This window comes from Kiloniella antarctica, from assembly GCF_042682825.1.
GTDB lineage: Bacteria > Pseudomonadota > Alphaproteobacteria > Kiloniellales > Kiloniellaceae > Kiloniella > Kiloniella antarctica.
In genome coordinates this window covers 84,044-110,051 of record NZ_JBHUII010000004.1, presented here as the reverse complement: position 1 = coordinate 110,051, position 26,008 = coordinate 84,044, and the positions used below count along the sequence as shown (strand labels likewise).

At 44.7% G+C, this 26,008-nt stretch carries 23 protein-coding genes; 9 read left to right on the top strand and 14 right to left on the bottom strand.

Going from position 1 to position 26,008, the window contains the following annotated elements; translation table 11 throughout:
• The first annotated feature begins 484 nt into the window (after positions 1–484).
• Positions 485–2,803: a YgiQ family radical SAM protein gene (locus ACFSKO_RS07445; protein WP_380250045.1), complete on the top strand. Its 2,319-nt coding sequence runs from the start codon at positions 485–487 to the stop codon at positions 2,801–2,803.
• 19 nt (positions 2,804–2,822) lie between these two features.
• On the top strand, positions 2,823–3,461 hold the full coding sequence (locus tag ACFSKO_RS07440; protein ID WP_380250043.1) for a glutathione S-transferase family protein: 639 nt from the start codon (positions 2,823–2,825) through the stop codon (positions 3,459–3,461).
• A gap of 55 nt (positions 3,462–3,516) precedes the next feature.
• Here ACFSKO_RS07440 and ACFSKO_RS07435 read toward each other — a convergent pair whose 3' ends face one another.
• The 3 genes from ACFSKO_RS07435 to ACFSKO_RS07425 all read right to left on the bottom strand — a co-directional run bounded on the left by ACFSKO_RS07435 (position 3,517) and on the right by ACFSKO_RS07425 (position 6,362).
• Complete coding sequence (locus ACFSKO_RS07435) at positions 3,517–4,203, bottom strand: 50S ribosomal protein L11 methyltransferase (RefSeq protein ID WP_380250041.1); 687 nt, start codon at positions 4,201–4,203, stop codon at positions 3,517–3,519.
• 142 nt (positions 4,204–4,345) lie between these two features.
• Positions 4,346–5,473 carry a vWA domain-containing protein gene (locus ACFSKO_RS07430; RefSeq protein WP_380250039.1) on the bottom strand — a complete coding sequence of 376 codons (1,128 nt, stop codon included), beginning with the start codon at positions 5,471–5,473 and terminating at the stop codon, positions 4,346–4,348.
• 166 nt (positions 5,474–5,639) lie between these two features.
• Positions 5,640–6,362, bottom strand: a complete 723-nt coding sequence (locus tag ACFSKO_RS07425; RefSeq protein WP_380250037.1) for a CARDB domain-containing protein — start codon at positions 6,360–6,362, stop codon at positions 5,640–5,642.
• Positions 6,363–6,586: 224 nt separating this feature from the next.
• Here ACFSKO_RS07425 and ACFSKO_RS07420 point away from each other — a divergent pair, with 224 nt between their 5' ends.
• Entirely contained in the window at positions 6,587–7,000 is a 414-nt protein-coding gene (locus ACFSKO_RS07420; RefSeq protein WP_380250035.1) for a DUF3010 family protein, read from the top strand.
• Between the two features lie 27 nt (positions 7,001–7,027).
• Here ACFSKO_RS07420 and ACFSKO_RS07415 read toward each other — a convergent pair whose 3' ends face one another.
• Positions 7,028–8,791: a sensor histidine kinase gene (locus ACFSKO_RS07415; RefSeq protein WP_380250033.1), complete on the bottom strand. Its 1,764-nt coding sequence runs from the start codon at positions 8,789–8,791 to the stop codon at positions 7,028–7,030.
• 374 nt (positions 8,792–9,165) lie between these two features.
• On the opposite strand from ACFSKO_RS07415, the gene ACFSKO_RS07410 reads away from it, so the two are divergent.
• On the top strand, positions 9,166–10,332 hold the full coding sequence (locus ACFSKO_RS07410) for a hypothetical protein (protein ID WP_380250031.1): 1,167 nt from the start codon (positions 9,166–9,168) through the stop codon (positions 10,330–10,332).
• Between the two features lie 24 nt (positions 10,333–10,356).
• Positions 10,357–10,935 carry a hypothetical protein gene (locus ACFSKO_RS07405; protein WP_380250029.1) on the top strand — a complete coding sequence of 193 codons (579 nt, stop codon included), beginning with the start codon at positions 10,357–10,359 and terminating at the stop codon, positions 10,933–10,935.
• Positions 10,936–11,023: 88 nt separating this feature from the next.
• Here ACFSKO_RS07405 and guaD read toward each other — a convergent pair whose 3' ends face one another.
• Complete coding sequence (guaD, locus tag ACFSKO_RS07400; RefSeq protein WP_380250028.1) at positions 11,024–12,346, bottom strand: guanine deaminase; 1,323 nt, start codon at positions 12,344–12,346, stop codon at positions 11,024–11,026.
• Between guaD and ACFSKO_RS07395 the strand changes: the two genes are divergently transcribed.
• Positions 12,326–12,613 (top strand): hypothetical protein, encoded by a 288-nt coding sequence (locus tag ACFSKO_RS07395; RefSeq protein WP_380250026.1) that lies wholly within the window; start codon positions 12,326–12,328, stop codon positions 12,611–12,613. The two genes, guaD and ACFSKO_RS07395, sit on opposite strands and share 21 nt — an antisense overlap.
• Here ACFSKO_RS07395 and ACFSKO_RS07390 read toward each other — a convergent pair.
• From ACFSKO_RS07390 to ACFSKO_RS07350, 9 genes are all read right to left on the bottom strand, one after another.
• Positions 12,606–13,688, bottom strand: a complete 1,083-nt coding sequence (locus ACFSKO_RS07390; protein WP_380250024.1) for a BMP family ABC transporter substrate-binding protein — start codon at positions 13,686–13,688, stop codon at positions 12,606–12,608. The genes ACFSKO_RS07395 and ACFSKO_RS07390 overlap by 8 nt on opposite strands.
• 154 nt (positions 13,689–13,842) lie before the next feature.
• A complete protein-coding gene (locus tag ACFSKO_RS07385) occupies positions 13,843–14,763 on the bottom strand; it encodes an ABC transporter permease (RefSeq protein ID WP_380250022.1) in 921 nt (306 codons plus the stop codon).
• A 5-nt stretch (positions 14,764–14,768) separates the two neighbouring features.
• A complete protein-coding gene (locus tag ACFSKO_RS07380; protein WP_380250020.1) occupies positions 14,769–15,860 on the bottom strand; it encodes an ABC transporter permease in 1,092 nt (363 codons plus the stop codon).
• On the bottom strand, positions 15,857–17,422 hold the full coding sequence (locus ACFSKO_RS07375) for an ABC transporter ATP-binding protein (RefSeq protein WP_380250018.1): 1,566 nt from the start codon (positions 17,420–17,422) through the stop codon (positions 15,857–15,859). The genes ACFSKO_RS07380 and ACFSKO_RS07375 overlap by 4 nt, the downstream gene beginning before the upstream one ends.
• Positions 17,423–17,616: 194 nt before the next feature.
• Entirely contained in the window at positions 17,617–18,603 is a 987-nt protein-coding gene (gene xdhC, locus ACFSKO_RS07370) for a xanthine dehydrogenase accessory protein XdhC (RefSeq protein WP_380250016.1), read from the bottom strand.
• Positions 18,604–18,608: 5 nt separating this feature from the next.
• The gene (gene xdhB, locus ACFSKO_RS07365) at positions 18,609–20,927 is read right to left on the bottom strand and encodes a xanthine dehydrogenase molybdopterin binding subunit (protein ID WP_380250014.1); all 2,319 of its coding nucleotides are present in this window, start codon (positions 20,925–20,927) and stop codon (positions 18,609–18,611) included.
• A 2-nt stretch (positions 20,928–20,929) separates the two neighbouring features.
• Positions 20,930–22,396, bottom strand: coding sequence for a xanthine dehydrogenase small subunit (xdhA, locus tag ACFSKO_RS07360; RefSeq protein WP_380250012.1), 1,467 nt, complete (start codon positions 22,394–22,396; stop codon positions 20,930–20,932).
• A 6-nt stretch (positions 22,397–22,402) separates the two neighbouring features.
• Entirely contained in the window at positions 22,403–22,756 is a 354-nt protein-coding gene (gene uraH, locus ACFSKO_RS07355) for a hydroxyisourate hydrolase (protein WP_380250010.1), read from the bottom strand.
• 175 nt (positions 22,757–22,931) lie between these two features.
• Entirely contained in the window at positions 22,932–23,879 is a 948-nt protein-coding gene (locus tag ACFSKO_RS07350) for a LysR family transcriptional regulator (protein ID WP_380250008.1), read from the bottom strand.
• A 202-nt stretch (positions 23,880–24,081) separates the two neighbouring features.
• Here ACFSKO_RS07350 and ACFSKO_RS07345 point away from each other — a divergent pair, with 202 nt between their 5' ends.
• The 3 genes from ACFSKO_RS07345 (at position 24,082) to uraH (ACFSKO_RS07335) (ending at position 25,899) form a co-directional block, all read left to right on the top strand.
• Positions 24,082–24,480, top strand: a complete 399-nt coding sequence (locus ACFSKO_RS07345; RefSeq protein WP_380250006.1) for a DUF805 domain-containing protein — start codon at positions 24,082–24,084, stop codon at positions 24,478–24,480.
• Positions 24,481–24,500: 20 nt separating this feature from the next.
• Complete coding sequence (locus ACFSKO_RS07340) at positions 24,501–25,430, top strand: LysR family transcriptional regulator (protein WP_380250004.1); 930 nt, start codon at positions 24,501–24,503, stop codon at positions 25,428–25,430.
• A gap of 121 nt (positions 25,431–25,551) precedes the next feature.
• The gene (uraH, locus tag ACFSKO_RS07335; protein WP_380250002.1) at positions 25,552–25,899 is read left to right on the top strand and encodes a hydroxyisourate hydrolase; all 348 of its coding nucleotides are present in this window, start codon (positions 25,552–25,554) and stop codon (positions 25,897–25,899) included.
• The last annotated feature ends 109 nt before the right edge of the window (positions 25,900–26,008 follow it).

Below are 26,008 nucleotides of genomic sequence, written 5' to 3'. Positions count from 1 at the left end.
GGGTAGATGTAAAACAGCCCTGAAAGCGCCCAAATACAAGATCGGTATTTCACCGTTAGTCGTTGTTTTTAAATGCTTTCAGGAATAGATATTCCTGTTGGTACGACTTGTACAGAGCTCTTTACTAAAACAGCTCGGACACATTGGTGTGCCTCTATTTTTACTGCCCTTGAATGCTAATTTTTTTTGATCAGTTGGTCAAATAAAACAGGACTATTTGTGAAAATAATTTTAACCATAAAGGATGAAATCAAGACTAATTCCAGTCCATATTTGACTTAAGCCTTTCAATAAACTCGGTTTATATGGGGAGTTACCCCAAAATTGCATGGAAGCTGTGCAGGGGAAAAAAGCGGGAATACTTGACCTTAGCGCTCAAGTAGTTAAAAGAGGCAACAGATTTGGGCTTAACTTAAAGAGTGCTTTGAGAGCCGGGTGTTAAAGTCCTAAATATCGTCAGCGAGAACAAGGTAAGGCCTGAGTTATGCTCGAAGCCCAAAAAGCGACCCAAATAGAAGCCTGTAAAAATTCAGCTAAGTTACCAGTAAAGGCCCCCTCAAAGGCTGATACTGGGGATAAGCTGGAAGCCAAGAACCTTTTTTCCTATCGCAAGTACTGGGCGCAACGCTTTGGTATTGCACCTTTCTTACCGATGTCTCGGGAAGAAATGGACCTTTTGGGATGGGACAGCTGTGATGTGATTTTGGTCACCGGGGACGCGTATGTGGATCACCCGAGTTTTGGTATGGCCATTATCGGTCGCCTCCTGGAGGCTCAAGGTTTCCGTGTAGGCATTATTGCTCAGCCAGAGTGGAGCAACCCAGAAGCGTTTATGGCGCTGGGTAAGCCTAATCTCTATTTTGGGATTACGGGCGGTAACATGGACTCAATGGTGAACCGTTACACTGCTGATAAACGTGTTCGCCACAATGATAGTTACACGCCAAATGATGAGGGCGGTAAACGCCCGGACCGTTCGGTTATTGTTTATTCCCAACGCTGCCGGGAAGCTTACAAAGATACACCGATTGTTGTCGGTGGAATTGAAGCCTCTCTTCGTCGTACAGCACATTATGATTACTGGTCAGATAAGGTTCGTCGTTCTGTCTTGATCGACAGTAAAGCGGATATTCTGCTTTATGGAAATGCGGAACGCGCGGTGGTCGAACTGACACACCGGATCGCAGCGGGCGAGCATCCAAAAGAAATTCAAGATATCCGTGGAACTGTTTATGCCCGCAAGTTTACCCCCGAAGGGTGGACTGTTGCTGACATGACGGCGATTGATGATGAGAACGATCTCCATCATATTCCTGACCGTGCCGAAGCCCGTAAGAAATTGCGTGAAGCTGATAAAGACAAAATTGCTGTACGTCTGCCATCCTATGAAGAAGTCATCGCGGACAAGGCTCTTTATGCGCAGGCATCGCGCGTTGTGCATCTCGAAAGTAATGCTGGGAACGCGCGGGCGATGGTTCAAGGCCACGGTGATCGCGACATCTGGATTAATCCACCGCCGATCCCCTTGACGACCCCGGAAATGGATGGCGTTTTTGATCTGAATTACCAGCGCGCACCCCATCCGGTTTATGGCGATGCCAAACTTGCTGCCTGGGATATGATCCGATTTTCCGTGAATATTATGCGCGGGTGTTTTGGCGGGTGCTCTTTCTGTTCGATCACAGAACACGAAGGCCGCGTAATCCAGAGCCGTTCAGAAGAATCAATTCTTAAAGAAATAGAAGACATCCGTGACAAGGTTGATGGCTTTACAGGGCAGATTACCGATATGGGCGGCCCGACAGCCAACATGTATCGTATGGCCTGTAAGGACGATAATATCCAAAAGGTGTGTCGTCGTTTATCCTGTGTGTATCCTGATGTTTGTAAAAATCTGGATACGAGCCATGAAAGCCTGATCCAGCTTTATCGTAAAGCCCGTAATATTGAGGGTGTAAAGAAAATATCTGTCCAGTCCGGCTTGCGCTATGACATTGCGGTTAAAAGCCCAACTTACATCAAAGAGCTGGTAACCCATCACGTTGGTGGCTATTTGAAAATTGCGCCAGAACACACCGAAGAGCGCGCGCTTTCAAAGATGATGAAACCGGGCATCGGCACGTATGAACGTTTTAAGTCCATGTTTGATGCCGCAGCGAAAAAGGCAGGGAAAGAATTATATCTGATCCCTTATTTCATCGCGGCGCATCCGGGATGTGAAGACGAAGATATGATGAACCTGGCTGTTTGGCTGAAACAAAATGGTTTCCGTGCGGATCAGGTCCAGAATTTCATTCCATCTCCTATGGCCTTGTCTACAGCCATGTATCATAGCGAGCGCAATCCCCTGCGCCCGATCCGTCGCCACAGTGGTGAGATCGTCAAGACTGCCAAAGGTGTGAAGCAACGCCGTTTGCACAAAGCCTTCTTACGGTATCATGATCCTGAAAATTGGCCTGTTTTACGCGAGGCACTGCGCGAACTCGGCCGTGCAGATCTTATTGGCCCAGGTAAAAAGCATCTGGTGCCGTCTTATCAGCCTATTGGTACCGGGGACAATAAACCTGGCGCCAAAGGCTACGCAAAGAAGAAGGATCAAAAGAGCTTCTTTACCACTCATGCCGGACAAGGTCGCCGTCGCGCGGATGAGGCGGCCTCAAGTCGTCCGGTTGATGGACCAGCTGCTGCCCGGAAATCACCAGATGGTCCTTCTGGAAATGCTCGTAGTAATAACAAGCCAGCCGGAGCTCGAAAATCTTCACGGGGGAAACCGTCAGGGCAGAGACGGCGTATTCGGACTTGATGGTTAATGGGAGTTAGGTATGGAGAGGGTAATTGTATACGGCGCTGAGTTCAGTGTTTATGTACAAGCTGTTCTCCTTACGCTTATCCAAAAAGATATCGCGTATGAGCTTGTAAACGTTAATCCTTTTCAGATTGGCGGACCGGAAAAAGATCATCTTGCACGTAACCCTTTCGGTTACATTCCAGCTTTTGATGATGGAAAGGTTCGTCTTTATGAAGCAGAGGCTATTGCGCGCTATATTGATGAAGCCTATTTGGGTCCAGAGCTAATGCCTTTGCAGCCGGAGGGCCGAGCTTATGCTAATCAAATATTGAGCATTCTTAATTCATATGCATATCCCAACTGGGTTCGAACTCTTTATATTGAAACAATTACTAAGCCCAAGAGGGGGGAAACTCCAAATCATGCTGCGATAGAAAAGGCATTACCTATCGCGCGCATCACACTCTCGGAAATTTCGCGGTTAAAGCAAATAGGAGGCGGGGGCTTTCTTACAGGTGCGACTGTGACACTTCCAGATTTATTTTGCGCGCCAATGTATGCGACGCTTTGTGATACACTTGAAGGTGCGGAGTTAGTAAAAAAGCAACCTGCACTGCAAGAATGGTGGCGACATATGGAGCAGCTTGAAAAAATTCAAGAGATTATTATTTAATTAAAGGTAATTTTTTCAACGCTTTGTATAAAATTTTTATCTTTATTCATTGTTTCTACCTGGGTATATGTTTGGCTTCAACCAAATAGACAATTTCGGAATAAACGCCTTTAATCTCAAGGTAGTGAGCGTCTCCGCTGTTACGGTTTTTTTCGACTTGGTGCCAAAATTCGTGATAGTGGTCTCTGATTTCAGTTTGAAAGACGCCAATGATTTTATAACTAAAACCTTTTTCGTGGGCGTAATTTGCCGCTTGGTTGATAGAAGAAAGGCTGGTCTGGAGAAAGAAAACCCGTCCTTCTTGTTTTAGATCCGTTTGGCAAAAATCAAACAAGTCCTTAATCATGTCGATACCGTAAATCCCGCCTGAAAAAAACTCTTTGCCTTCGGATTTTGGTGTTGGCAAGGACGCGGGGTTTGACAGGATAATAGTGTATTTTTCTTTGGGGTTGTTCTTTTCAATCAAGTAGGTTTCGAAATGAGGGCAGTTATTTAAAGCGATATTTTTTTGAGAGAGTTCAATCGCCGCCGGATCAATATCAAAGCCCGTGACCTGTTTGGCACCACGTTTGGCTGCATAAATTCCCAAGACGCCAGTGCCACAGCCAAAATCACAAATCGTCTCGTGTGTGAAATCAACATTTTCCAGATATAAAAGAAGAAATTCAGAGTAGCGCGTAACGCGTATTTTATCGTTTTCCAAAATACACAGCTCTTGTAAGCCAGCACTGAATTTTTTCATATAAATTGGTTTCCTGAATTGTTGTTATCCAAAAGTATATTCTGAAATATATCACATATTTTCACCTTAAGTGTTAACTGCTCTTTAAAAAGCATGGATCTTTGGGGGATTGCAATTCAAAGAGAGGTTTGTTGCTTTCTTGTTAGTAAAGTTGTTCTTTCAGGGTTTCCTGAACGGCCTGATCAAATGAGTCCGTTTCGTCTGTATCTTTAAGAGCTGCTTTGGCTTTTTCAGCAACATAACTGTCATATTTTTTGATCAACTTGCTCATGTTGTCTTCCAGCTCTGATCTGGCGGCGAGTTTTTGATCAATGTAAGCTTGCTTTTGTTTCTGGGTTAACCCCTGTAGATCATCGGGTAGCTCTTTTTCTTCAACCTTGTCCAAAGAGATGACCCCGTTTCTGATGTCCGCGATCAGATCGCCACCACCTGTGATGACTTCCTTTGACGTTGTGCGTTTCGAGTAAAATTTTGAATTTTCAACCTGTACGGCTTCGGGCGCTTCTGATTTTGTCGACATTTTTTCACGCACAGTGGATTGTTCGTCATCAGATCCGTAAGGGATGACGGTTTCATCAATACGCTTTTGCAAGATAATGATGTCGCCATCAAACGGTGTTTCAATAACGGTAATTCTGCCGCCATCTTGAGGGATCGGAATATATTTTCCGTGACCGCGTTGGGCGATCTCTTTCCAAATTTTTCTGGTTTCTCGATCACCACCCGCTTGTACTGTATTGACGATAATATCATGCTTGTTGGCGTATTTAATGATTTCCGGATATTGAGGCGTATTTTCGTAATCCATATGAGGCGGGGCATCCCCAACTAAAAAGACGATCCGTTGTATGTCGTCACCCATACTCCAGTCTAAATCTTTCATAGAAGCATTTAGCGCTTCGTTAACGGCCTCAGGAGTGTCACCACCGCCGTCGGCTTTAAATCGGATTAGGTTGCCATAGAGGCCCTGAATATCAGTGCTCATATCAAAGGTTTTAAGCACGTAGTCATCACCAATATCCCGATATCCGATTAAGGCCATATTGATTTCAGCGCTGGGATGGATATCAACAATGGTATTGGCAATCGACCAGATCTTACGCTTGGCGCCATCTAAGAGATCAACCATGGAGCCTGTCGTATCGAGGACAAAGGCCACCTCTATACGCTCTTTACCTAGTTGATTATCCGCAAACACATTAGAACTGTAGGTGAAAATGCTTGCTGTGGTGATTATGCCTGTGAGGGCTGTCCTAACTGATTTTTTCATCAGGTTATCCTAATCTCTTTTGTGAAAATAGGATTTTAGGATGGGGAGGTAATATGGTGTGAAAGGGAGGGGAAAAAGGCAATAAAAGGTAACTTTGAGGTGAAAATAAGATCGGGAGCTTATTTCCCGATCTTATTTTTAAACCTTATTCCATTGAGTATAGAGCTTAAGTTGCGGGTCCCAAACAGAATGCGTCTTCTACATGGTTATTCGCTTCTGAAATTTCGTTTATGGTTGCGTGATAGTCAGCAAAGAATCCAAACCGTACAGAAGGATGCCCTGTTGGCGTCCAGGATGCAGGTGCTATGGGGTGGGACATTAAAAATTGTTGACCAGGGGCAAGGGGCGGCACGTTCAAGCTTTGTTGTGCGGGATACGTATCATTCCATGGCAATCCGAGAGGAACATCAAATCCAACACTTACGACACTTGCTGGGGCTAAGGCTGTACCGTTGTTTCTTATGATCCAGCGAATTGACTGGTTACCACCATTCCAACTTCCGCAATAGCCATTATTTGGCATGCCGCTTGATCCGGCAGAAGCAGGCAAAACAACGAGATCAGGTGTGCCTGTACCTCCAGGGAGTCCAAAAACAGGACCATTGTTCGGCTTTTTAATCGTCCTTGCTCGGGCGGGGGTCTGTTTTTTTTGAACAATAGCTTTGGGAGCATTGGGTCTTGTTGGCACAATAACTTTATACTGTGCTTTTTTGACTGTTGTTGGTTTACTTTTCATTGCATGAGTTGGATATCGGCCGCAATCGGTTTGACCATTGCTAAGTGACACACACTCTGCCAAAGCGGGTGTTGCAGTCAGAGCTACAAATCCTGCGGTGAATAGGCTTGCAGTTATTACGCAAATGCTGTTTGTTTTAAACATGTTATCCATTGTCTCAATCTCCAAATTTTGTTGCGGGACGGAAATTCTCAACAGTTGGTTTTTTGTTTTCGTATGTTTAATTTCCGCGGGTTATCTAATCTGTCGTGATAGAGTGAGATAAGGTTCAATATTTTATATAAAGTTAGGGTGTTCTTGGTCTTTGCAGAAGCTATTTATCTACTTTAAGACTAAGAGCAATACTAATTTATCAACGTGTTATTTGTGGAAGTCAGATGAGAATTTGTGGAATTGAGCTCAAGGCGAATGAAGCAATTCTGGTTATCTTGGAAGGTGAAACTTTCAAACACATAGAGATTCCCACTCGAAAAATTTTATTAGGGAATAGTGATAAGTCTGAGGACGTTTCCAAGTTCAAAACATCAATAGAAGATTTTTTTACAGAAAACAAAATCACAAAAACTGTGATTAAAAAACGTGCCAAAAAAGGTAAATTTGCAGGCGGTCCTGATACCTTTAAAATGGAGGCTTTGATCCAGATTGTTGTTAACTTAGAGGTGACACTTGTTTCTCCCCAGGCTCTTGCCGCCATGGAAAAGAAACATACTGTCGAAATACCAGTAACTCTCAATAAATACCAGCATGTCGCATATTTATGCGGAATTTATGGAATCAAAAGTTTGAGTTAAATTTACTTACAGCTGTGAAGTTTCCAATTAAGGCTTCTGCAGAGGTAGTGTAAAACTAAAGGCCGAGCCTTTACCAAGCTGGCTTTTTACTACTAATTGCCCACCTTGTTTTTCCAAAAGCTCTTTACAAAGGTGAAGACCAAGGCCTGTACCTACTTCACCAGAGGTGCCCGGCGTGGAGGTTTTTTCATCAAGATTAAACAGATGGAAGACTTTTTCCTGTGAAATCCCAACCCCGCTGTCGATCACAGATATTTCTGCCCAAGTATCCTTTCTTTTTACATCTATTAAGATGTTGCCGCCATTCGGGGTGAACTTAATAGCGTTATTTACGAGGTTTCGAATAACGGTGTCGACAATATGAAAATCGGAATAAACGTCAATTTGTTCAAGGTTGTTCAAGGCCAAGGTGAGTGATTTGTCTTTTACGGTAGGTGCGAACAGGGCGATGTTATCTTCAATAACTTCCTTTAGGTTAATCATTTTGGGGGCGAGTTTTAAATTCCCCATTTGAACGCGGGACCATTCGAGCAAGTTCTCCAAAAGTCGAAATACTCTGGTCGCAGAGGTATGTACGTCTTGACTGTACTCTTCAATTTTTTTGCGATCAAAGTTTTTGGAGTTATTTGCCAGCATACTGGAAAAGCCGAGCAGGCTATTAAAGGGTCCTTTCAGATCATGTGCGATAATTGAAAAGAATTTATTCTTTTGTTTGTTTATTTCCAAAAGTTTGTCGCGTTGTGAGGTTATTTTTTGTTCTGCTTGATCAATGGCATCAACCATTTCATCGAAAGCCTTTGCCAGTTGACCAAGTTCATCATCAGATTTGTACCCGGTGCGCACCAAACGGTCTCCCGATTGCCGGGTTCTGACTACGTCATGCAGTAAAGTGACGGGCTTGAGAATTGTCCGTTGCAAAGCCAGCAGGACAACAAACAAAATTAATAAACTAAAAAGAATGGTTGAAGCCATAGCGTAAAGGATACTGCTCAGGCCGTTACGCGATATTTCCCGGGGCAACTGAGCATCAAGTAATAATAAGGGAGCACCATCAATACCGGGCAGGTAAGTCGAGATCTCTAGGTGGTTGGCATCTATTTCCGAAATCACATAAGGAGAGGGTTGCACTTGGTTCTTCTGCTCTTGAGTTAAGGGCGTAATGTTGAGGTCGAGACGTGTCTGTTCACGTAAGTTCTGAATGATGCCTTCCGTCATTATGCGTCCAAAGATTAGAAATCCACGTGTTGGCCCTTGATTATCAGAAGAGAGAATGGACCGCGCACTGATTAAAACGGGTTTACCTTCTATGAGGATGAGGCCTGTTAGGGGTTTTTTGGAACCTTCTTCTTTATCTCCGTAGCTAGGAATACGGGGCAAAATGCGTTCTTTTGAAGCTATTAGATAAGGCTCTATTTCGAGTTCTTCACCACTTTCCAGGTCAAGAACCTTGCCCCATACCAGTTTGTGGTTGAGATCATAGAAAAAAATAAAATTTACAACCAGATTGTATTGGGACTCATCGACGAGGTTTGATGCGGCAAATTCTGGATTATGATCGGTTACAAATCGCGCTGCATCATCCCAATTAGCCCAGTCGCTGTTCATGGTCTTCAAGTTGTTGAGGCGTACCTTTAAGGCTTCAACCACACGATCAATATTCGTTTTAGCCTGTTCTTGTTCTAGGTCGATAAAACTTGGATAGACGATGAATTTTTGCGCGCCATATTGGAGAACCCCAAACGCTACAAACAAAGATAGTAAAATCAACATAACCTTTGTTTTGAGTTGCATTACAGGAGGCTCCCTTTCCTTGATCCTGATTATTGTTTTCATTTTATGTGCTGTCGTGTTTATAGCTTTGCGCTGTAAGATACCAAAGATGTGTAAGCGTAAGGTTTATAAATCAAGATTAAATCCTGAGCTATTATTTCATAACAATTTAGTTAAATCGTTAATCTGTAAAAGAATTCGGAAGATAATTATCTACTCTTTTAAGCTTTATCTTTCGATACGGAAAACTTGTTTCTATGTTAATTATGAATTGTGATAATACAATTTATAGGAAAATATTATATTTGCGCACAACTTTTAAGGAATATGTGGACTCTGAATTTATATTATGTAAATTTCGTAAGAAATTTAGTTTATATTACTAGGGGTTTAATGTGGCCACGTTTGATTTAGCAACTAAAATTATTCAAGAAGACCATAGGGTCTGGGCTCTTCACGCTGGTAGAGGGAAAAGACAGTATGAGTTCTTTTCTGATCACAGTCAGGTGTTTCTTGAATTGCCTGGCATCTCATTAACAGAAGATACATTCGAGAGTGTGCATTCAATTAGACAACATTTAAGAATGTCTATGGAAGTTTACAGATTTTCTTCTGGATCAGTTGATATACCTCCGAATAGGAGAGCTGAATCTTATAGCGGTGAGCCTGCTGAGGCTAATGTGGTCGGTGAAAAAGGACTAAATGCAGCGGTTGGAAATGTTTGTAGTCTTTATAGAGATGCGCAAATTGGAGATTTAGTTATTGTGCCGGGACGTGGTCAATATAACCCTGTATTGATCGGCGAAATAGAGTCTAATTTCTCAGAAGAAGATGGAATAACTGTACCTCATTTTAATAATGAGATTATTCCTACCAGAAGAGTTCGCTGGATAAACAAGAATATTGAAAAACGTTCTTTTAGTAGCCCGCTAGCTAAACGCTTAGAGAACAGGCATGCGATAATAAACATACGAGATGGTCGCCAAAATAATGTAATAAATAAGTTATCTTTAGAGGTTTATAGAAAGGTTTATGATAATTTTATTTGGGGTGGAGAATCAAAAGCCACATTTTTCGGTAATGAATATCAATCGAAAAATCCTGATGGAATTATTGATACTGCTAACGTAATCAAATTTCTATTTGCTGCGTATATTGCTTCATCTCGCGGAGAAATTAATCAGTTCTCTACAATGGAATCTTCTCAGGCAATAAATAGATATTACGATACTGAACTAATTAACGATTTTTCATTTAATTTTAACTCCCCGGGTAAAATCCAAATTTCGGCGTTACGCTTAGCAGCAATTTTTGTTGCGATGGGAATTGCGGTTGCCTTACACGATGTATCTTTTAGTGAGGCTATTAGTGATCTTAACTTTTTGAATAATAACGGTGTTACCATACAGTTAGATCCTGAGTTAGGTATTGAACAATGCCAAGGCTATTATCAAGGCCTTATGGAGGCTCTAGGCGAGGAAAGATATAATAGTATCAAAGAAGAATGTCAGAAGGCAAATTTAGAAATGGGCTTAAGTACTGCAATTGGAAGAATAAATTAACTTATTTAAAGTGGATGTTTTAGTATGTTCGGATGGGTAGGGGAAAAAATGGCTTGGCTATTTGATAAAGATATGCCCGTTTGGTTATCACTCTTATTGGTTATTGTCGGTGCTGGAGGAACTTACCTTGTAATTCCTCATATTAATTTTCTTTTGGAACAAGAGAAAATTCGTACCGCTTACATAATCGATAATTTGAAAAATACGAATAATGAGACAAGCTTACTTTATAATAATATCCGGAAATTTAAAAATGGAATAGAAGGGAAAGAAAATATTGATTTAATATATTCTAATCTCGAAGATCAAATTACAAACCTTCAGTGGAGAGCTATTGAATATGATGTAATTTTTGGTGATCAAAATACACATGGTATTGTCACAAAATATAAAAATGACTTAACGGCATTATCAAGAGAGTTATCTAAAAAAAGAGAGATTGATTTCTCTCGTATGTATTGTTTGACGAAAAATTTTGTGTATTCCTCACATAGAGTACTGAGACTTGTCGCTGAAAGAGCTGACTTGACTATTGGTGCTCAACCAACCTTTATTATTCCTGATAGTATTAATTGCCTCGAGGTTGATAGCACAAGCCGTTGAACTTTAAATGATTTAGAAGTTTTTATATGAGATTAAAGACCACAGAATATCAGCTGTGGTCTTTATATAGGGCTGGAAATGGCTATTTTTAGCCCTTATACACACACTTCCCCGCAACATACGTGGCTGAGACGGCCCGGTCGTCGCCGAGGATCATGAGGGAGAAGAGCACGTCTTCGAGGGTTTCTGAGACTTCCTGTCGGCTTGCCAGTACTGGCGTGCTTTTGGGGTCGAGCACTACGATGTCGGCGAATTTTCCGGGGTCCAGGCTGCCTATTTCTTTGTCGAGTTTGAGCTGTTTGGCGTTCCCGAGTGTGGCGAGATAGAAGGCGTCGTAGGCTGTGATCTTGCGGCCCTTGAGCATGGCAACTTTGTAGGCTTCGCCGAGGGTTTGCAACATGGAATAACTGGTGCCGCCGCCAACATCTGTGGCAACACCGACGCCAACGGGACGTTCGGCCTTACCAAGGTGGTCAATATCGAACAGGCCGGAACCAAGGAAATTGTTTGAAGTCGGGCAGTGCACCACGGTTGAGCCACTTTCAGACAAACGGGCACATTCCCGGTCTGACAAGTGGATACCATGCGCGAAGAAAGAGTTCTCACCTAGCAGATTAAAGTGATCGTAAACGTCGGTGTAATCTTTGGACCAGGGGAACTGCTTTTGCACCGTTGCTATTTCGCCCGCACTTTCGGATAGGTGGGTTTGCATCAAGCAATTGGGGTTATCCTTGTAGAGATCGCCTGTGAGCTGAAGCTGTGCATCGGTTGAAGTCACAGCAAAGCGTGGTGTGATGGCATATTTCAAGCGTCCTTTACCATGCCATTTCTTAATGAGTTCTTGTGTATCTCGTGCGCCAGTTTCAGGCGTATCCAAAACGTTATCAGGCGCAAACCTGTCCATCATGGTTTTACCTGTAATCATCGCCATGCCACGTTTCTCTGCGGCGGCAAAAAGGGTGTCGGCACAAACTTTATGGACGGAGCAAAAGGCGAGTGAAGAGGTCGTCCCATTGGCAAACAAACGGTCGAGGAAGAACTCGGCGGCTTTGGCTGCGTATTCTGCCGAGCAATAGCGGGCTTCTTCGGGGAAGGTAAAGCGGTTCAACCAGTCGAGTAGATCTTTACCTGGGGCGGCCAGAATACGGTTTTGCGGAAAATGAATATGAGGATCGATAAAGCCCGGTAAGATCAGCTTGTCTTCATAATCATCACAGGGAAGCTCTTTAAATTCAGTAGGAAGATTTGCAAAAGCGCCCTGCCAGAGAATGTGACCTGACGTACTGATTACGATGGCACCTTTTGCCTCATAGGAAACAGAGTTCTCTTGCCCTGAAACTCTCGGGTTCGCCTTGAAATTTACAGTGGCGCCGCGCAGAATTTTATCTGCTTGCTGATCGATATTCGTCATGACTTAGGCCTTATTTTAACACGCTGGATTGTTCGGCGTGCCAGAAGTTCCGGCACACGCGGTTACATACTGTTGGTACAATACTCATTTAATGGTGTTGTCAGTCGGGGGATCAAAAATATCCCGCACCGTACTGATGTTTATTTTTTTGTTTTAGATTGGGCACCAACCTCAATTTTCATCGAGGCTGGTGTAATTCCCAAACGTCTCATAGAAACCTTTATCTTTGATAAAGCGCTTCTATATTTCCTAAGTGCTCTTAGTTAGGTAACTGATCGTCGATACCTTTGACATACCAGTTCATGCCCAGCATTTCACCAATAGCAACTGTTTCGCCTTCTTTGGCTGCAACAGAACCGTCTTGTTTGGTGATCGGACCCTGGAAGGGATGGAATTCACCAGAAACGATTTTAGCAGTAGTTGCTTCAGCTTCAGCTTTTATATCATCAGGCATGTTCGTGTAAGGTGCCATGCCAACCATGTGGTCTTTGATGCCGCCCCAGGTATCACCGGATTTCCAAGTGCCATCTATTACCGCTTGAGTACGGGCAATGTAATAGCTGGACCAGTCGTCAACGATAGAGGTGAGCTGAGTTTTTGGTGCAAAAGCAATCATGTCAGAAGCCTGACCAAAGGCATAGACGCCATTTTCACCAGCAATTTGTAGTGGTGCTGTTGAGTCTGTGTGCTGTGAGATAATGTCAGCACCTTGACCGATCAAAACTTTGGCAGCATCTGCTTCTTTACCTGGGTCAAACCAGGAGTTCACCCAAACAACTTTTAGTTTGAAATCCGGGTTTACAGACTGGGCGCCAAGCATGAAAGCATTGATGCCACGCACAACTTCTGGAATTGGGAAAGAACCGATATAACCTGCTACGCCTGTTTTAGACATTTTGGCGGCAATTTGGCCAATGATGTAACGGCCTTCGTAAAAACGTGAAGAATAAGTCGCAACGTTATCGGCCTGTTTATAGCCAGTAGCATGCTCAAATTTAACATCAGGGAAACGTGACGCAACTTTAAGCGTTGGTTCCATATAACCGAAAGACGTCGTGAAAATTAGTTTTGCGCCTTTACGAGCAAGACGTTCAATAGCACGTTCAGCATCCGGGCCTTCTGCAACCTTTTCAACAAAGGTGGTTTCAACCTGATCGCCAAATTTGTCTTCGACAGCCAGACGTCCTTGATCATGCTGGTATGTCCAACCGTGATCTCCAACGGGGCCAACATAGATAAATCCAACTTTCAATTTATCTGCAGCAGATGCCGATCCAATTGCGTTAGGGACAATCGCGAGTGACAAAGCTACGGCTGCGGCAAATCCCAACCATTTTTTCATTTGGGTCTTCCTTCCTTATTAGTGAATTCCCTGTTGAGCGAATTCTTTACGGCCAGTTTAATCTTTGGGACGTCTGCGCTGGCCGGATTATGCGATGACGTTATACTTATAAGTCTTGTATTGTTATCTCAATATATATCAAACGTATATCATTTTATCGATCAGGAACAAAGGTTTGACCAATACAAGCCGGAGTATTTACACGCGTAAGGGTCTTGTTTCCTGATATAATGACCAAGGCAATAATTGTTACGAGATAAGGCAGTGAAGATAGGAATTGTGAGGGTATACCAAACCCTTGAGCCTGTACATAGAGCCCCATAATCCAAACGGCGCCAAACAGATAGGCTCCGATAGCCAGACGTTTGGGCAGCCATGTTGAAAACACAACGAGAGCCAAAGCAATCCATCCACGACCCGCGGTCATGTTTTCAATCCACTGTGGTGTATAAGCAAGCGAAAGGTAAGCTCCAGCCAAACCAGAACAGGCACCACCAAAAAGAATACAGGCATAACGAACGGCAATGACATTATAGCCCAATGCATGTGCCGAGTTATGGTTGTCTCCAACGGAGCGGATAATCAAGCCAACGCGGGTTTTAAAGAGCACGTATGTGGTGGCAAAGATCAAGGCAATGGATATGTAAACCAGAATATCCTGCCCAAAAAGAATGGGACCAATAAACGGTATTGTGCTCAGAAACGGAATTGATATTTGTTCCAATTTAGCACCGGGAAGTCCGACGAAAGATTCCCCGATTAATCCAGATAAACCAAGGCCGAGAAGGGTGAGTGCCAAACCGGTTGCAACTTGATTGGTTGCCAGCGTTTGCGTCATAACGGCAAACATAAAGGCCATGACAACGCCACCTGCTATACCTGCCAAAATACCGATATAAGGTGATCCTGTCGTATAAGCCGCACCAAATCCGCAAACAGCACCCATGACCATCATGCCTTCAACGCCAAGGTTTAATACGCCGGATCGTTCGGTTACCAACTCGCCAATTGCTGCCAACAATAATGGGGTTGAGGCCGTGATGATCGTAAGAATGATTGCTTCTGTTCCACCCATTTTTCTTACTCCGCCGCTGCGTGTTGATGAGGTTTTATCTTCGTGCCTAAAAACTTGATTCGATAAAGTATCAGGGTGTCACAGGCGAGGATGAAAAAGAGTAGTATGCCTTGGAAAACCTGTGCGGTTTTATCCGAAACGCCAAGGTCTATCTGTGCAGCTTCGCCGCCAATGTAGGTTATCGCAAGCATTACGCCGGCGAAAAGAACGCCAATCGGGTTCAAACGCCCGAGGAACGCCACGATAATGGCCGTAAAACCATACCCTGGAGAAATCGCCGTTTGTAATTGGCCGCTTGGACCTGCGACTTCGCCAATGCCTGCGAGGCCAGCAAGACCACCGGAAAGTAAAAGAGTGAACCAGACGATTTTCTTACGAGAGAAACCTGCAAAACGACCTGCGCGTGGTGCGTTACCGATAACAAGTATTTCAAAACCTTTGAGGGTTTTGCTCATAAGGATTGTCAAAATTACAACGGCGATGACGGCAAGAATAATTCCGATATGGACGCGACCTTCGCCGAGTGTTGGCATCAGTTGCCAACCTTCAAAAGAAATCGACTGTGGAAAGTTAAAGCCTTTTGGGTCTCGCCAAGGGCCACGAACAACCCAATCAAGAATGAGTTGGGCAATATAAACCAGCATCAGGGAGGTTAGGATTTCATTGGCGTTAAATCGGTTTTTGAGAAAGGCGGGAATTGCGGCAAATGCTGCTCCACCTAATGCACCCATAATCAACATAACAACAAGTGTCAGCGGGGATTGCCATGACGAGAAAACGATGGGAACAAAGGACCCGACGAGTGCGCCCATGGTTAGTTGGCCTTCTGCACCAATGTTCCAAACATTCGCCATGTAACAAATTGATAATCCTACACCAATCAAAATAAGCGGAGCGGCTTTGACCAATACTTCTTCAATAGACCAGAGAGATGTGAGAGGCTCTACGAAATAAACAAAAAGTGCGGAAAAGGGGTTAAGGCCCTGAACAGCAAAAATGACGGCGCCTGTTACAACCGTTAAAGCAATCGCCAAAATTGGAGACATAAGCGTCATGAGTTCCGAATGTTCGGAACGCTTTTCGAGTACGAGTTTCATGCGCTTACCTTTTTATCTTGAGAGGCCGGTTTCTTTTCGTGTTCACCCGCCATCAGCAAACCGATTTTTTCAAGAGAAAGCTCACCAGAGGCGTAGGCGTCTGAGAGTTGCCCTCGGGAAATAACGGCGATGCGATCTGCAATTTCAAAAATTTCATCAAGATCTTGAGAAATAACCAAGACTGCCGACCCGCTGAGGGCAAGATCAATCATGGCTTGGCGGATTAAAGCTGCTGCGCCGGCATCAACTCCCCAGGTTGGCTGGTTGATCACGAGAACTTTGGGCTTGCGGTCGAGTTCACGGCCAACGACAAATTTCTGTAAGTTACCCCCGGAAAGGGATCTGGCTTCCGGGTCAGGCTTGCCTTTGCGTACATCGTAGTCTCGGGTAATTCTCTCGTTGATGGCAACGGCACTTTCACGATCAAGAAAACCAGACTTTGATAAACCATCATCGTCAGAATGTCGTGTGAGGACAATATTTTCAGAAAGAGACAATCCAGGAACAGCACCGTGACCCAGACGTTCTTCGGGCACAAAGCCAGCGCCATTTTTACGGCGCGTTGTTATATTATCTAAACCACTATCGCGCCCATCAATACGGATGGTCGCGGCGGAATTTGTGGTACGTTCTCCTGAGATGGCGTCAAACAGTTCGGATTGTCCATTTCCAGCAACACCTGCGATTGCCACAACCTCTCCGGCTTTTACGTTGAGGTTGATATCCACCAAAGAAACACCAAATGGGCCATCGGCATCCTGGCAGAGGTTCTTGAGGTTCAAAAGAGTATCGCCAGGATTATAAGCGCGGTTGGCATTAATCGCGTGTACGTCTGCACCAACCATCAAGCGGGCGAGACTGGCTGCGGTTTCCTGTTGGGGGTCGACGTGGCCGACGACCTTCCCCATACGGAGAATTGTCGCGTCGTGGCAAAGTCTTTTTACTTCATCCAAGCGATGAGAAATATAGAGAACAGCGCAGCCTTCACTGGCGAGACGTTCCAGTGTTAGAAAGAGTTGATCTGCTTCTTGAGGGGTCAGGATTGCCGTTGGTTCATCCATAATCAACAAGCGAGGTTCCTGTAAGAGGCAACGGACGATTTCGATACGTTGACGTTCCCCAACAGAAAGATCAGCAACAAGTGCCGTTGGTTCCAGAGGTAAACCGTATTCTTGGGATACTTTCGATATTTTTTCTGAGAGATCCTTGATGTCGGTGTCTTTTGGGAGAGCAAGAGCAATGTTCTCTGCGACGTTCAAAGCTTCAAAAAGCGAGAAGTGCTGGAACACCATGCCAACGCCAAGATTTCGAGCGGCGGCGGGATTGGCGATGTGTACCTTTGTTCCCAGCCAGAAAAGTTCACCCTCAGTTGGTTGAATTGATCCATAGATAATTTTAACCAGAGTGGATTTTCCTGCCCCGTTTTCCCCGAGGAGTGCGTGGATTTCTCCCGGTGCAATCTTCAGGGCGACGTCATTGTTTGCGGCAAGGTCACCATACATTTTGGTGATGCCACGCGCCTCAAGCAGATATTCTGCCGAGGTTGTTGTGCCATCTTTCATGGATATGTTTTTCCCCAACGTTAGGCCCTCCGATAGCCTTATTGTTCCCTGTTCAGTAAGTTTTTAACTCTCTGGTTTTTAACTTACTAGTATTTATTCACTTTTCTCGATTATCTCGCGTTATTTCTTAAACTCTTTGCCAAATTCTTGATCAAACTCATTTGTTAAAATAGATGCAGTTTGGCTCGTTTTCGTCAGTTTTCTCGGGCTATCTTCAGTTGCGGGTACTGCTGTTTTAAAGCCAGCTCTTCGTCTTTCACTAAAAGCTCTGCTATGACCGACGCTGCAATAGCGGCAGGATGTTTTGAATTGATCCCCTCAATCCCAATGGGGCATACCAGTTTGTCGATTGTATTTTTTTCAAGACCTGCGTCTCTTAATCGATTGCGGAACCGGGCTTTTTTAGTCGTTGAACCAATAACCCCAACATAGCCGAAACGATCCTCGGAAAGTGCGGCGTTTACCAGGTCGAGATCGAGGGAATGACTGTGGGTCAAAATAACGACAAAAGCTTCATCGGGTGCGGAATTTAATGTGCTGACCGGTGAGGGCGTAAAGACCTTGGCCACGTTTCCAGGAACCATCGAGGGCAGCGCATTTTCGCGAGAATCAATCCACGTCAAATCAAAGTCCAGACTTGCCATGCTCAACATCATCGCCCGACCAACGTGTCCGGCACCAAAGAGATAAACACTACGTTTTTTCTGACCGTAACTTTCGTATAAATTACCGTCTGATGAGAGGCATAGATGGGTTAGATCTGTTGATGTTTCCGGATTTATTTCTCGATGAATTTTGTTTTCTGCAACATGTCCAATAGTGGAAAAGGGGCCCAGATTTTCCTGCTCTGCCAGGAGTTTAATCTCAGGAAGTTGAGATTTTTCAAATACCTCGATCAATAACTTTACAACACCACCACAACATTGGCCTAGCTCTGGCCCGAGGGCGTACTTTTTCCAACTCAGTTGAGCGTGGCTGTTACGCATCAGTTTTTGAGCATCGGCGAGAACGCGCCATTCAAGCGTGCCGCCGCCAATGGTGCCGTGGAAACCGCCGTCGGGGCGAATGACCATACGTGTACCAGCTTCGCGCGGGGCAGAACCCAACACCTCAACCATAGTCACCAAGGCGCAACAGCTGTTTTCTTGCAGATGTTTAGCAATGAGGGACCAGGTTTTCATAATATTTATCCTGCCTGCATTTGTTTGACGGAACGCAGGATATTTTCCGGGGTCGCCGGGGTATCAATTTGTGGCATGGTTCCGGGTTTTAGACTTGCAATAGCGTTGGTAATCGCTGAGGTCACAGCCGTGGCCAGCATAACAGGGGGTTCGCCAACGGCCTTGGACCTGTAAATGGTTTCTTCCCGGTTTCCTGTGGAGTTCCAGAGATTTACACGGAAGTCTTCAGGTATATCCGAAGCTGTTGGGATTTTATAAGTCGAGGGGGCGTGTGTTCTGAGGCGACCTTGATCATCATAGACGAGTTCTTCAGTGGTCAACCAACCCATACCTTGAACAAAACCGCCTTCGATTTGGCCAATATCAATCGCAGGGTTGAGCGACTTTCCAACGTCATGAAGGATATCAATGCGATCAACGGTCATCTCCCCGGTCAGAGTATCGATGGTAACCTCGGCACAACAGGCTCCGTAAGCAAAATACAAGAAAGGACGACCGTCTTTGGTTTCGCGGTCCCAGGTAATGTTGGGCGTGGCATAATAACCTGTTGAAGATAATGATACGCGGTTCAAAAATGCCTGTTGGGTTAATTCTGAGAAAGGGATTGCCTGATCGCCGATATGAACTTTGTTATTGGCAAAAGAAACAGCCTTCTTGTCGACTTGGTACAAAGTAGCCGCAAGTTCTATGAGGCGGTCTTTGATCGTTCCTGCTGCATATTTCGCCGCCATGCCGTTCATGTCAGAACCCGAAGACGCAGCCGTTGGGGCGGTGTTTGGAACCTTGTCTGTTTTTGTCGCCGTGATTTTGACATGGTCGAGATCAATACCGAACTCTTCGGCGACGACTTGTGCTACTTTGGTGTAAAGACCTTGCCCCATTTCTGTCCCGCCATGGTTTACCTGAACGGAACCATCGGTATAGACATGAACCAGCGCACCAGCTTGGTTGAGATGTTTGAGAGTAAAGGAAATACCAAATTTAATGGGGTTGAGCGCCAAGCCTTTTTTGAGAAAAGGGCTGGTTCTATTGAATACGGTTAAGGCCTCACGGCGTTTACGATAATCACTTGTCTCTTCAAGTTCACCAACCAATTCGTCAAGAATATTATCTTCTACCTTCATTCCAAAAGGTGTAATGTCACGGCCGTCTTCCCCGTAGAAATTCACTTTGCGAACATCCAGTGGGTCCATACCGAGTTTGATGGCAATGCTATCCATCATGCGCTCGGAAAAAACCATTCCTTGAGGGCCGCCAAAACCACGGAAGGCTGTGTTGGAAACGGTATTGGTTTTAACACGCCGCGAGAATATCCGTGCTTCAGGATAAAAGTAAGAATTATCCGCGTGGAACATGGTGCGATCATTGACCCCAAGGGATAGATCCGCAGAGCAACCGCAACGGGATTGAAATTCGACATCAACGGCAAGTAGTTTGCCCTGATCATCAAAGCCAGCCTGCCAGTCACAGCGTTGGTCATGGCGTTTTCCGGTCATGATCATATCGTCATCGCGGTCGAGACGCATTTTGGCTGGGCGTCTGGTTACATGCGCGGCCAATGCTGCCAGAGCGGACCATTGCGCAGCTTGAGATTCTTTGCCACCAAAAGCGCCACCCATTCGGCGGCACTCGCAGACAACCGATGCATCACTCACACCAAGCATCTTTGCTACTGTATGCTGAATTTCTGTAGGATGCTGGGTTGAGGAATGAACCAGCATTTCACCTTCATCTCCGGGGATCGCCATAGAGACCTGACCTTCGAGATAGAAATGTTCCTGCCCACCAATACGGAAGCTGTCGGAGAGAGAGTGTGTGGCTTTGTCTATGGTATCTTTTGGAGTGCCGCGAAGGAACTCATATGGGGGGAGGACAGATGCATCTTGTTCAATGCCGTCTTCAACCGTAACCATGGGTTTGGTTTCTTCAATCTCAATCTTGGCAAGCCTTGCTGCTTTGCGGGCCTCGAGATGACTTTCCGCCGCAACCGCAAATATGACCTGACCGTGAAAAAGGATATACCCATCCGCCAGGATCATGTCATCACCCATGGCCGGACTACAGTCATTGATGCCGGGAATGTCTTCTGCTGTTAGTACGGCGACTACACCGGGTGCTGATTTTACCGCTGTCAGGTCAATGGATTTGATTTTACCGCTGGTTGCCTGTGCGTAACCTGGCGCGAGATGTAATGTTCCTTTGGGTTCGCGTATATCGTCAATATAGAGCGCATTACCTTTTATATGACGTTCAGCGCTATCGTGTTTACTGGACTTACCAACGGTGCGCGTCACCAATTGAATATCAGGCGATTTATGCAACATGATTACATTGCCTCCCTAATACCGATAACACGGGTGCTGGTTGTTGGGGTACCTGCTGTTTCATGAAGTGCCTTGATTACAAGGCCTTTTGCAGCATCCATACGGTATTGAGCAGAGGCGCGCATGTCTGACATTGGTTTAAAGTCTTGCTCAAGTGTCTGGCTTGCCTGTTGCCACCCTTCTGGGTTGTTCAAATTGAGACCAACCAGTGCTTTCTCGGTCTTTGTTGCGCGTTTCGGCGTTGCTGCCATGCCACCAAAGGCAATGCGAGCTTCTTTGATAACACCATTTTCATGGGTTAGTCTGAAGGCTGCGAGAAGTGCAGAAATATCCTGATCAAATCGTTTTGAAATTTTATAACTGCGCAAGGTTTGGTTGGAGGCAAGTTTTGGGACGCGAACGTGACGTACAAACTCGCCTGCTGTTCTATCTTGTTTGCCATAATCGACAAAGAAATCTTCGATATTGATTTCCCGAGTTTTATCCCCTTTTTGCAAGGCCAATTTTGCGTCGAGGGCGATCATAAGAGGAGGGCTGTCTCCAATGGGAGAACCATTAGCGATATTGCCACCAATTGTGCCTGAAGCGCGAACTTGGGTGGAGCCAATACGTCTGATAATCTCTGCGATGTCTGGATCAATAGAGGACAAACTGTCCGAAGCCTGAGCATAAGTAGCACTTGCGCCAATGATGATTTCGTTGCTCGTATTCTGGATGAGGTCCAGCTCTTTGGCGCGACCAAGGTGGATGATTTTGGGAAGATCCCGAAGCTGCTTTGTTATCCAAAGACCAACGTCTGTAGCACCTGCAACGATCACGGCATCGGGATGTGTTTCGTATAACGCAGCAAGTGAGCTAATCGATGCTGGCGCCGCAAAGAAGCGTTCCTCGTCGCCAACAAATAGATCTTTACCATCATCAAGTTTTTTAAGAAGAGCCGTCGTTGTTGCAGCACTTTCAGCAAACCTATCCTCAGCATTGCCTGTACAGCTTTCAAGGGCAGCGTCAATAATGGGACGGTAACCAGTACAACGACACAAATTACCCGCAAGTTGATTATTAATCGAATTTCTGTCGGCTACTTTTTCTGTGTGATAAAGTGTGAAGAGAGACATCACGATACCGGGCGTACAAAACCCGCATTGAGAACCGTGGTGTTTGAGCATGGCATCTTGAACCGGGTGCATGCCATTCTGGCCTTTTGATAAATCATCAACGGTGATGATTTCTTTTCCATCCAACATACCAAGGAGTTGAATACAACTGTTGACCGCTTGGTATTTCAACTGACCGTCTTTGATACTGCCGACAGCGACTGTACAGGCACCACAATCACCTTCACCACAGCCCTCTTTCGTGCCACAGGATCCTTCGCGTAGGCGAAGGTAATCAAGCAAGGTTTCATTAGGGGCAACATTGGTGAGTTCAACAGCCTTACCGTCTCGCACAAATTTTATGCTTTTACGCATTTTTAGTTAGCTCCCGCGGTAAGTTGAATAGCCAAACGGCGATAAGAGTAAGGGGACGTGATAATGCGCGGATATATCAGCAATGCCAAAACGAATGGGAATGATATCAAGAAACAAAGGATCGGGAAGATCGTGTGCTTGTTTTTTAAGGTACTCCCCAGCCATAAACCGTAACTCATACTTGCCGATCGCAAAATCATCTTCATCAAGTATAGGGCCGTCAACCCGACCATCGTCGTTAGTTGTAACTGATTTTATAAACGTACAACTGTCCCCGTCGAACTGCCAGAGCTCAATAGTTAAACCCTTGGCAGGCACACCGCTTGCTGTATCCAAAACATGTGTTGTTAATCGCCCCATACGAGCGTAACTCCCAAACGTGGGTAAACGCCAGTACCTCTTATTAATCTTTGCTTTATCAAGAGAGCACTATCGGCGTGAACCGTTATTATTATTATTTGATTTTTTTTAGTATGGCAGGAACTTTATGATCTAAAAAGAACAATGTTTAGATATCTGAGATCTAATAAAGGCATCAGTTGATCGGATGTGTTTTTAGATATTCCACGACATGACTTTCAAACATTTGTGTCGCAGGGGAAGGGGTGCGGGCGGATTGCCTGATAAGCATTAATCTGTCCATGGGAAGGCTTTTGTCTGTTAGGGGGAGGAATGTCAAAGCTCCCGATTTGAGATGATGTTCAATGCCAACACGGGTTTGAAAGGCGACGCAGCGCCCTTCCTGAGCCATCGCAGCCATAACTCTGAGTGAGTTGGCTTCAAGGATTGGTTTACTGGTGGGTGATGAAGTATTAATGGAGCTATCGTTGGAAAAGCCGTCTATCGCGGTATCGAGAGCCAACCTCAAACTGAGTCCTCTTGCTGGGTAGGCGTAAGGGTGTTGAAAGCATTCTTTGAGATCAACGTTTTTCTTTTTTGCCAATGGGTGTGTCGAGGAAACGATAGCACCGACTTCAATACTTTCTTCAAACCCGATATCAAGTCCGTCCAGAGTAGTTGGGTTATAAGTAAAACCAAGGTCTGCTTCTCTAGAATGGACCATTTCAGTAACTGAATCCGCGACGGTTACAGTCAGTAAAATTTCTATGGAAGGGTATTTTTCTGAAAAATCAGCGAGAATTTTTGGGAGTAAGTTTACTGAGACGGATTCAGCTGTTGCTATTCTCACTCGACCACGCTGCAAGCCTTTGAGTTCGTCTATGACACCTAGAGCATCTTCGTAATCTTGAAGAGATACTTTGGTTTGAGTCAAAAGCACTTGCCCTGATTCTGTAAGTAACATTGTCCGACCTGTGCGCTCAAACAATTGCATTCCTAAGGCTTCTTCCAGCATGAGTATTTGTCGGTTTACTGCCGATGACGCTATGTTGAGTTCTCGGGCAGCCGCACGAATAGAGCCCGCTTCAGCGGTGGCAGCAAAGTAGCGAAAAGCCGTAGAGACAAAGGCATCATCTATGCGCATTATTGTTTACCCGGTTTTAGAAAGTCGATTAGTTATGATTGAGCTATTTTCTTCTTAGGCTATAAGAAAAAGAAATCTTTTCAAACCTTATGTCTGGCTTTGAGGGTTTAATGAATAACTTATAAATTGCCGTATAGGTGTGATATTCGTTATGATATCTCATCATATTTATGTTTTAAGTAAGTGATTTAGAGGGGGGGTTATGGGTACATTTTCGATTTTTCATTGGTTAATTGTATTAGTGGTACTTTTCATAATATTTGGCTTACCTTTGCTAGCAGTAATTTTTGAGAAAAGTGAAAAACGAATCACAAGACTAGTATTTCTTTATTGGATCATCGCATATTTTGGAGGCGCTTTTTTTATAGAGACCCTTGGGGATCTCACAGGATTTACTGAAATAGCCGATCCTGCCATTGGCATATTCATACTTGCTATGTCTTATCCCTTTTACCAGAGAGTTGTTCGACGGGCGAGAGACGCTGAGATGAGTAAAAAGATAGCTTATATTTCTGTCATTCCTATTGTTTATTTTATTTGTTTTCTGATACTTATCATAAAGCCAAGTAAGGAACCGCCTAACGAAGATGTCTTTGCCTGACTTTTGTAAAGGGTAGTTCATTGAAGGTTGAGCGCGCTCATACTTTATATTCACCAGCATTACGGTATTTTGTTGCCGTTGCCGAACACGGATCTATCCGTGAGGCTGCGCGGCAGCTGAATATTGCGTCATCAGCAGTTAACAGACAGATACTTGGGCTTGAGGAAGAGTTTGGCATTCAAGTTTTTGAACGCGTTGGTAGAGGCTTACGAATTTCTCAAGCCGGGGAGTTATTGCTCAAACACGCTAAACACGTGCTGGCTGATTTCGAAGCGGTTACCGAGCAGATAGATGATCTGCGTGGCCTGCGCCAAGGTGTTGTGAGGATTGCATCTGTTGAATCTGTAGCCGATGCGGTTTTGCCGGGTCTAAGCCAAAGCTTTCTCGAACTATATCCGGGTGTTACGCTTGAAGTAACGATTACCAGTTCCGAAAAAGTTAGCAGGATGATTTCGTCTGCGGAAGCGCATATTGGCTTTACGTTCAATCCGCCCGATCATGAAACCCTGAGAGAAATTGTGAAGTGGGAGCTAAAAGTCGGAGCTGTGGTTGCGCCGAACCATCCTCTCGCCAAGCGCAAGAGTTGCTCTTTTTCTGATTGTTTGAAATATCCCCTTGCATTGCCCGCTGGAAATTTATCACTGGCAAAAATTATTGCTGTTCCTTTAGAACGACTTAAAAGTAAACCCAAATCCTTTATTAAAGCGAACTCCCTACGGTTTATGCGCAACATTGCTAGAAATGGTGAACACGTAACCTTTCAAACCATTCTTGGGATTGAGGCGGAAAGAAAATCGGGTCTTCTTGCACATATAGAACTCACAGATACGGACATTCCCCCTGATCGTCTGGTGGTTTTGACCAATGCGACGCGGCAACTGTCTTTGGCGCCGTCTATCTTTGCAGAGCACGCTGAAACGGCTCTTAAAGAATACGTATCAAATAATTGATCTCAAAAAGGCATCACAATGATCTAGAAAGACTTCTTTTGTGATCAGATTGACTGCGACATACTGCCTCACACAAAAAAAATAATAAAAACAATAATCGTATTGATTCAGGGTGAGTAGTATGGGGTGTTTAACAACACATGTGCTTGATACAGCTTCAGGTACTGCGGCGGCGGGATTGCGTATTGAACTGTTCCGCGTTGGAGAGATGGCCCCGATTAGGGATGTAATTACAAATGAAGATGGACGCGTTGATGGTCCAATTCTCGAAAAAGATAGTTTTTTAAAAGGAAACTATGAGCTTCATTTTCATGCTGGTGACTATCTAAGAGGTTTAGGGCAGGAACTTCCTGAACCTGCCTTTTTGGATGTTATCGTGATCCGCTTTGGTATTGCCGAAACGGATCAGCATTATCACGTTCCCTTGTTGCTATCGCCTTATGGTTATTCGACGTATCGGGGGAGCTAATGATGAAACAATCAATCCCCCTACATGGTTGTGCACATGGCACAGCACTCAGCAAAGCCGGGACAAACAATAATATCCGGTCTGTATAAAACAACAGGGGGAACCTGAA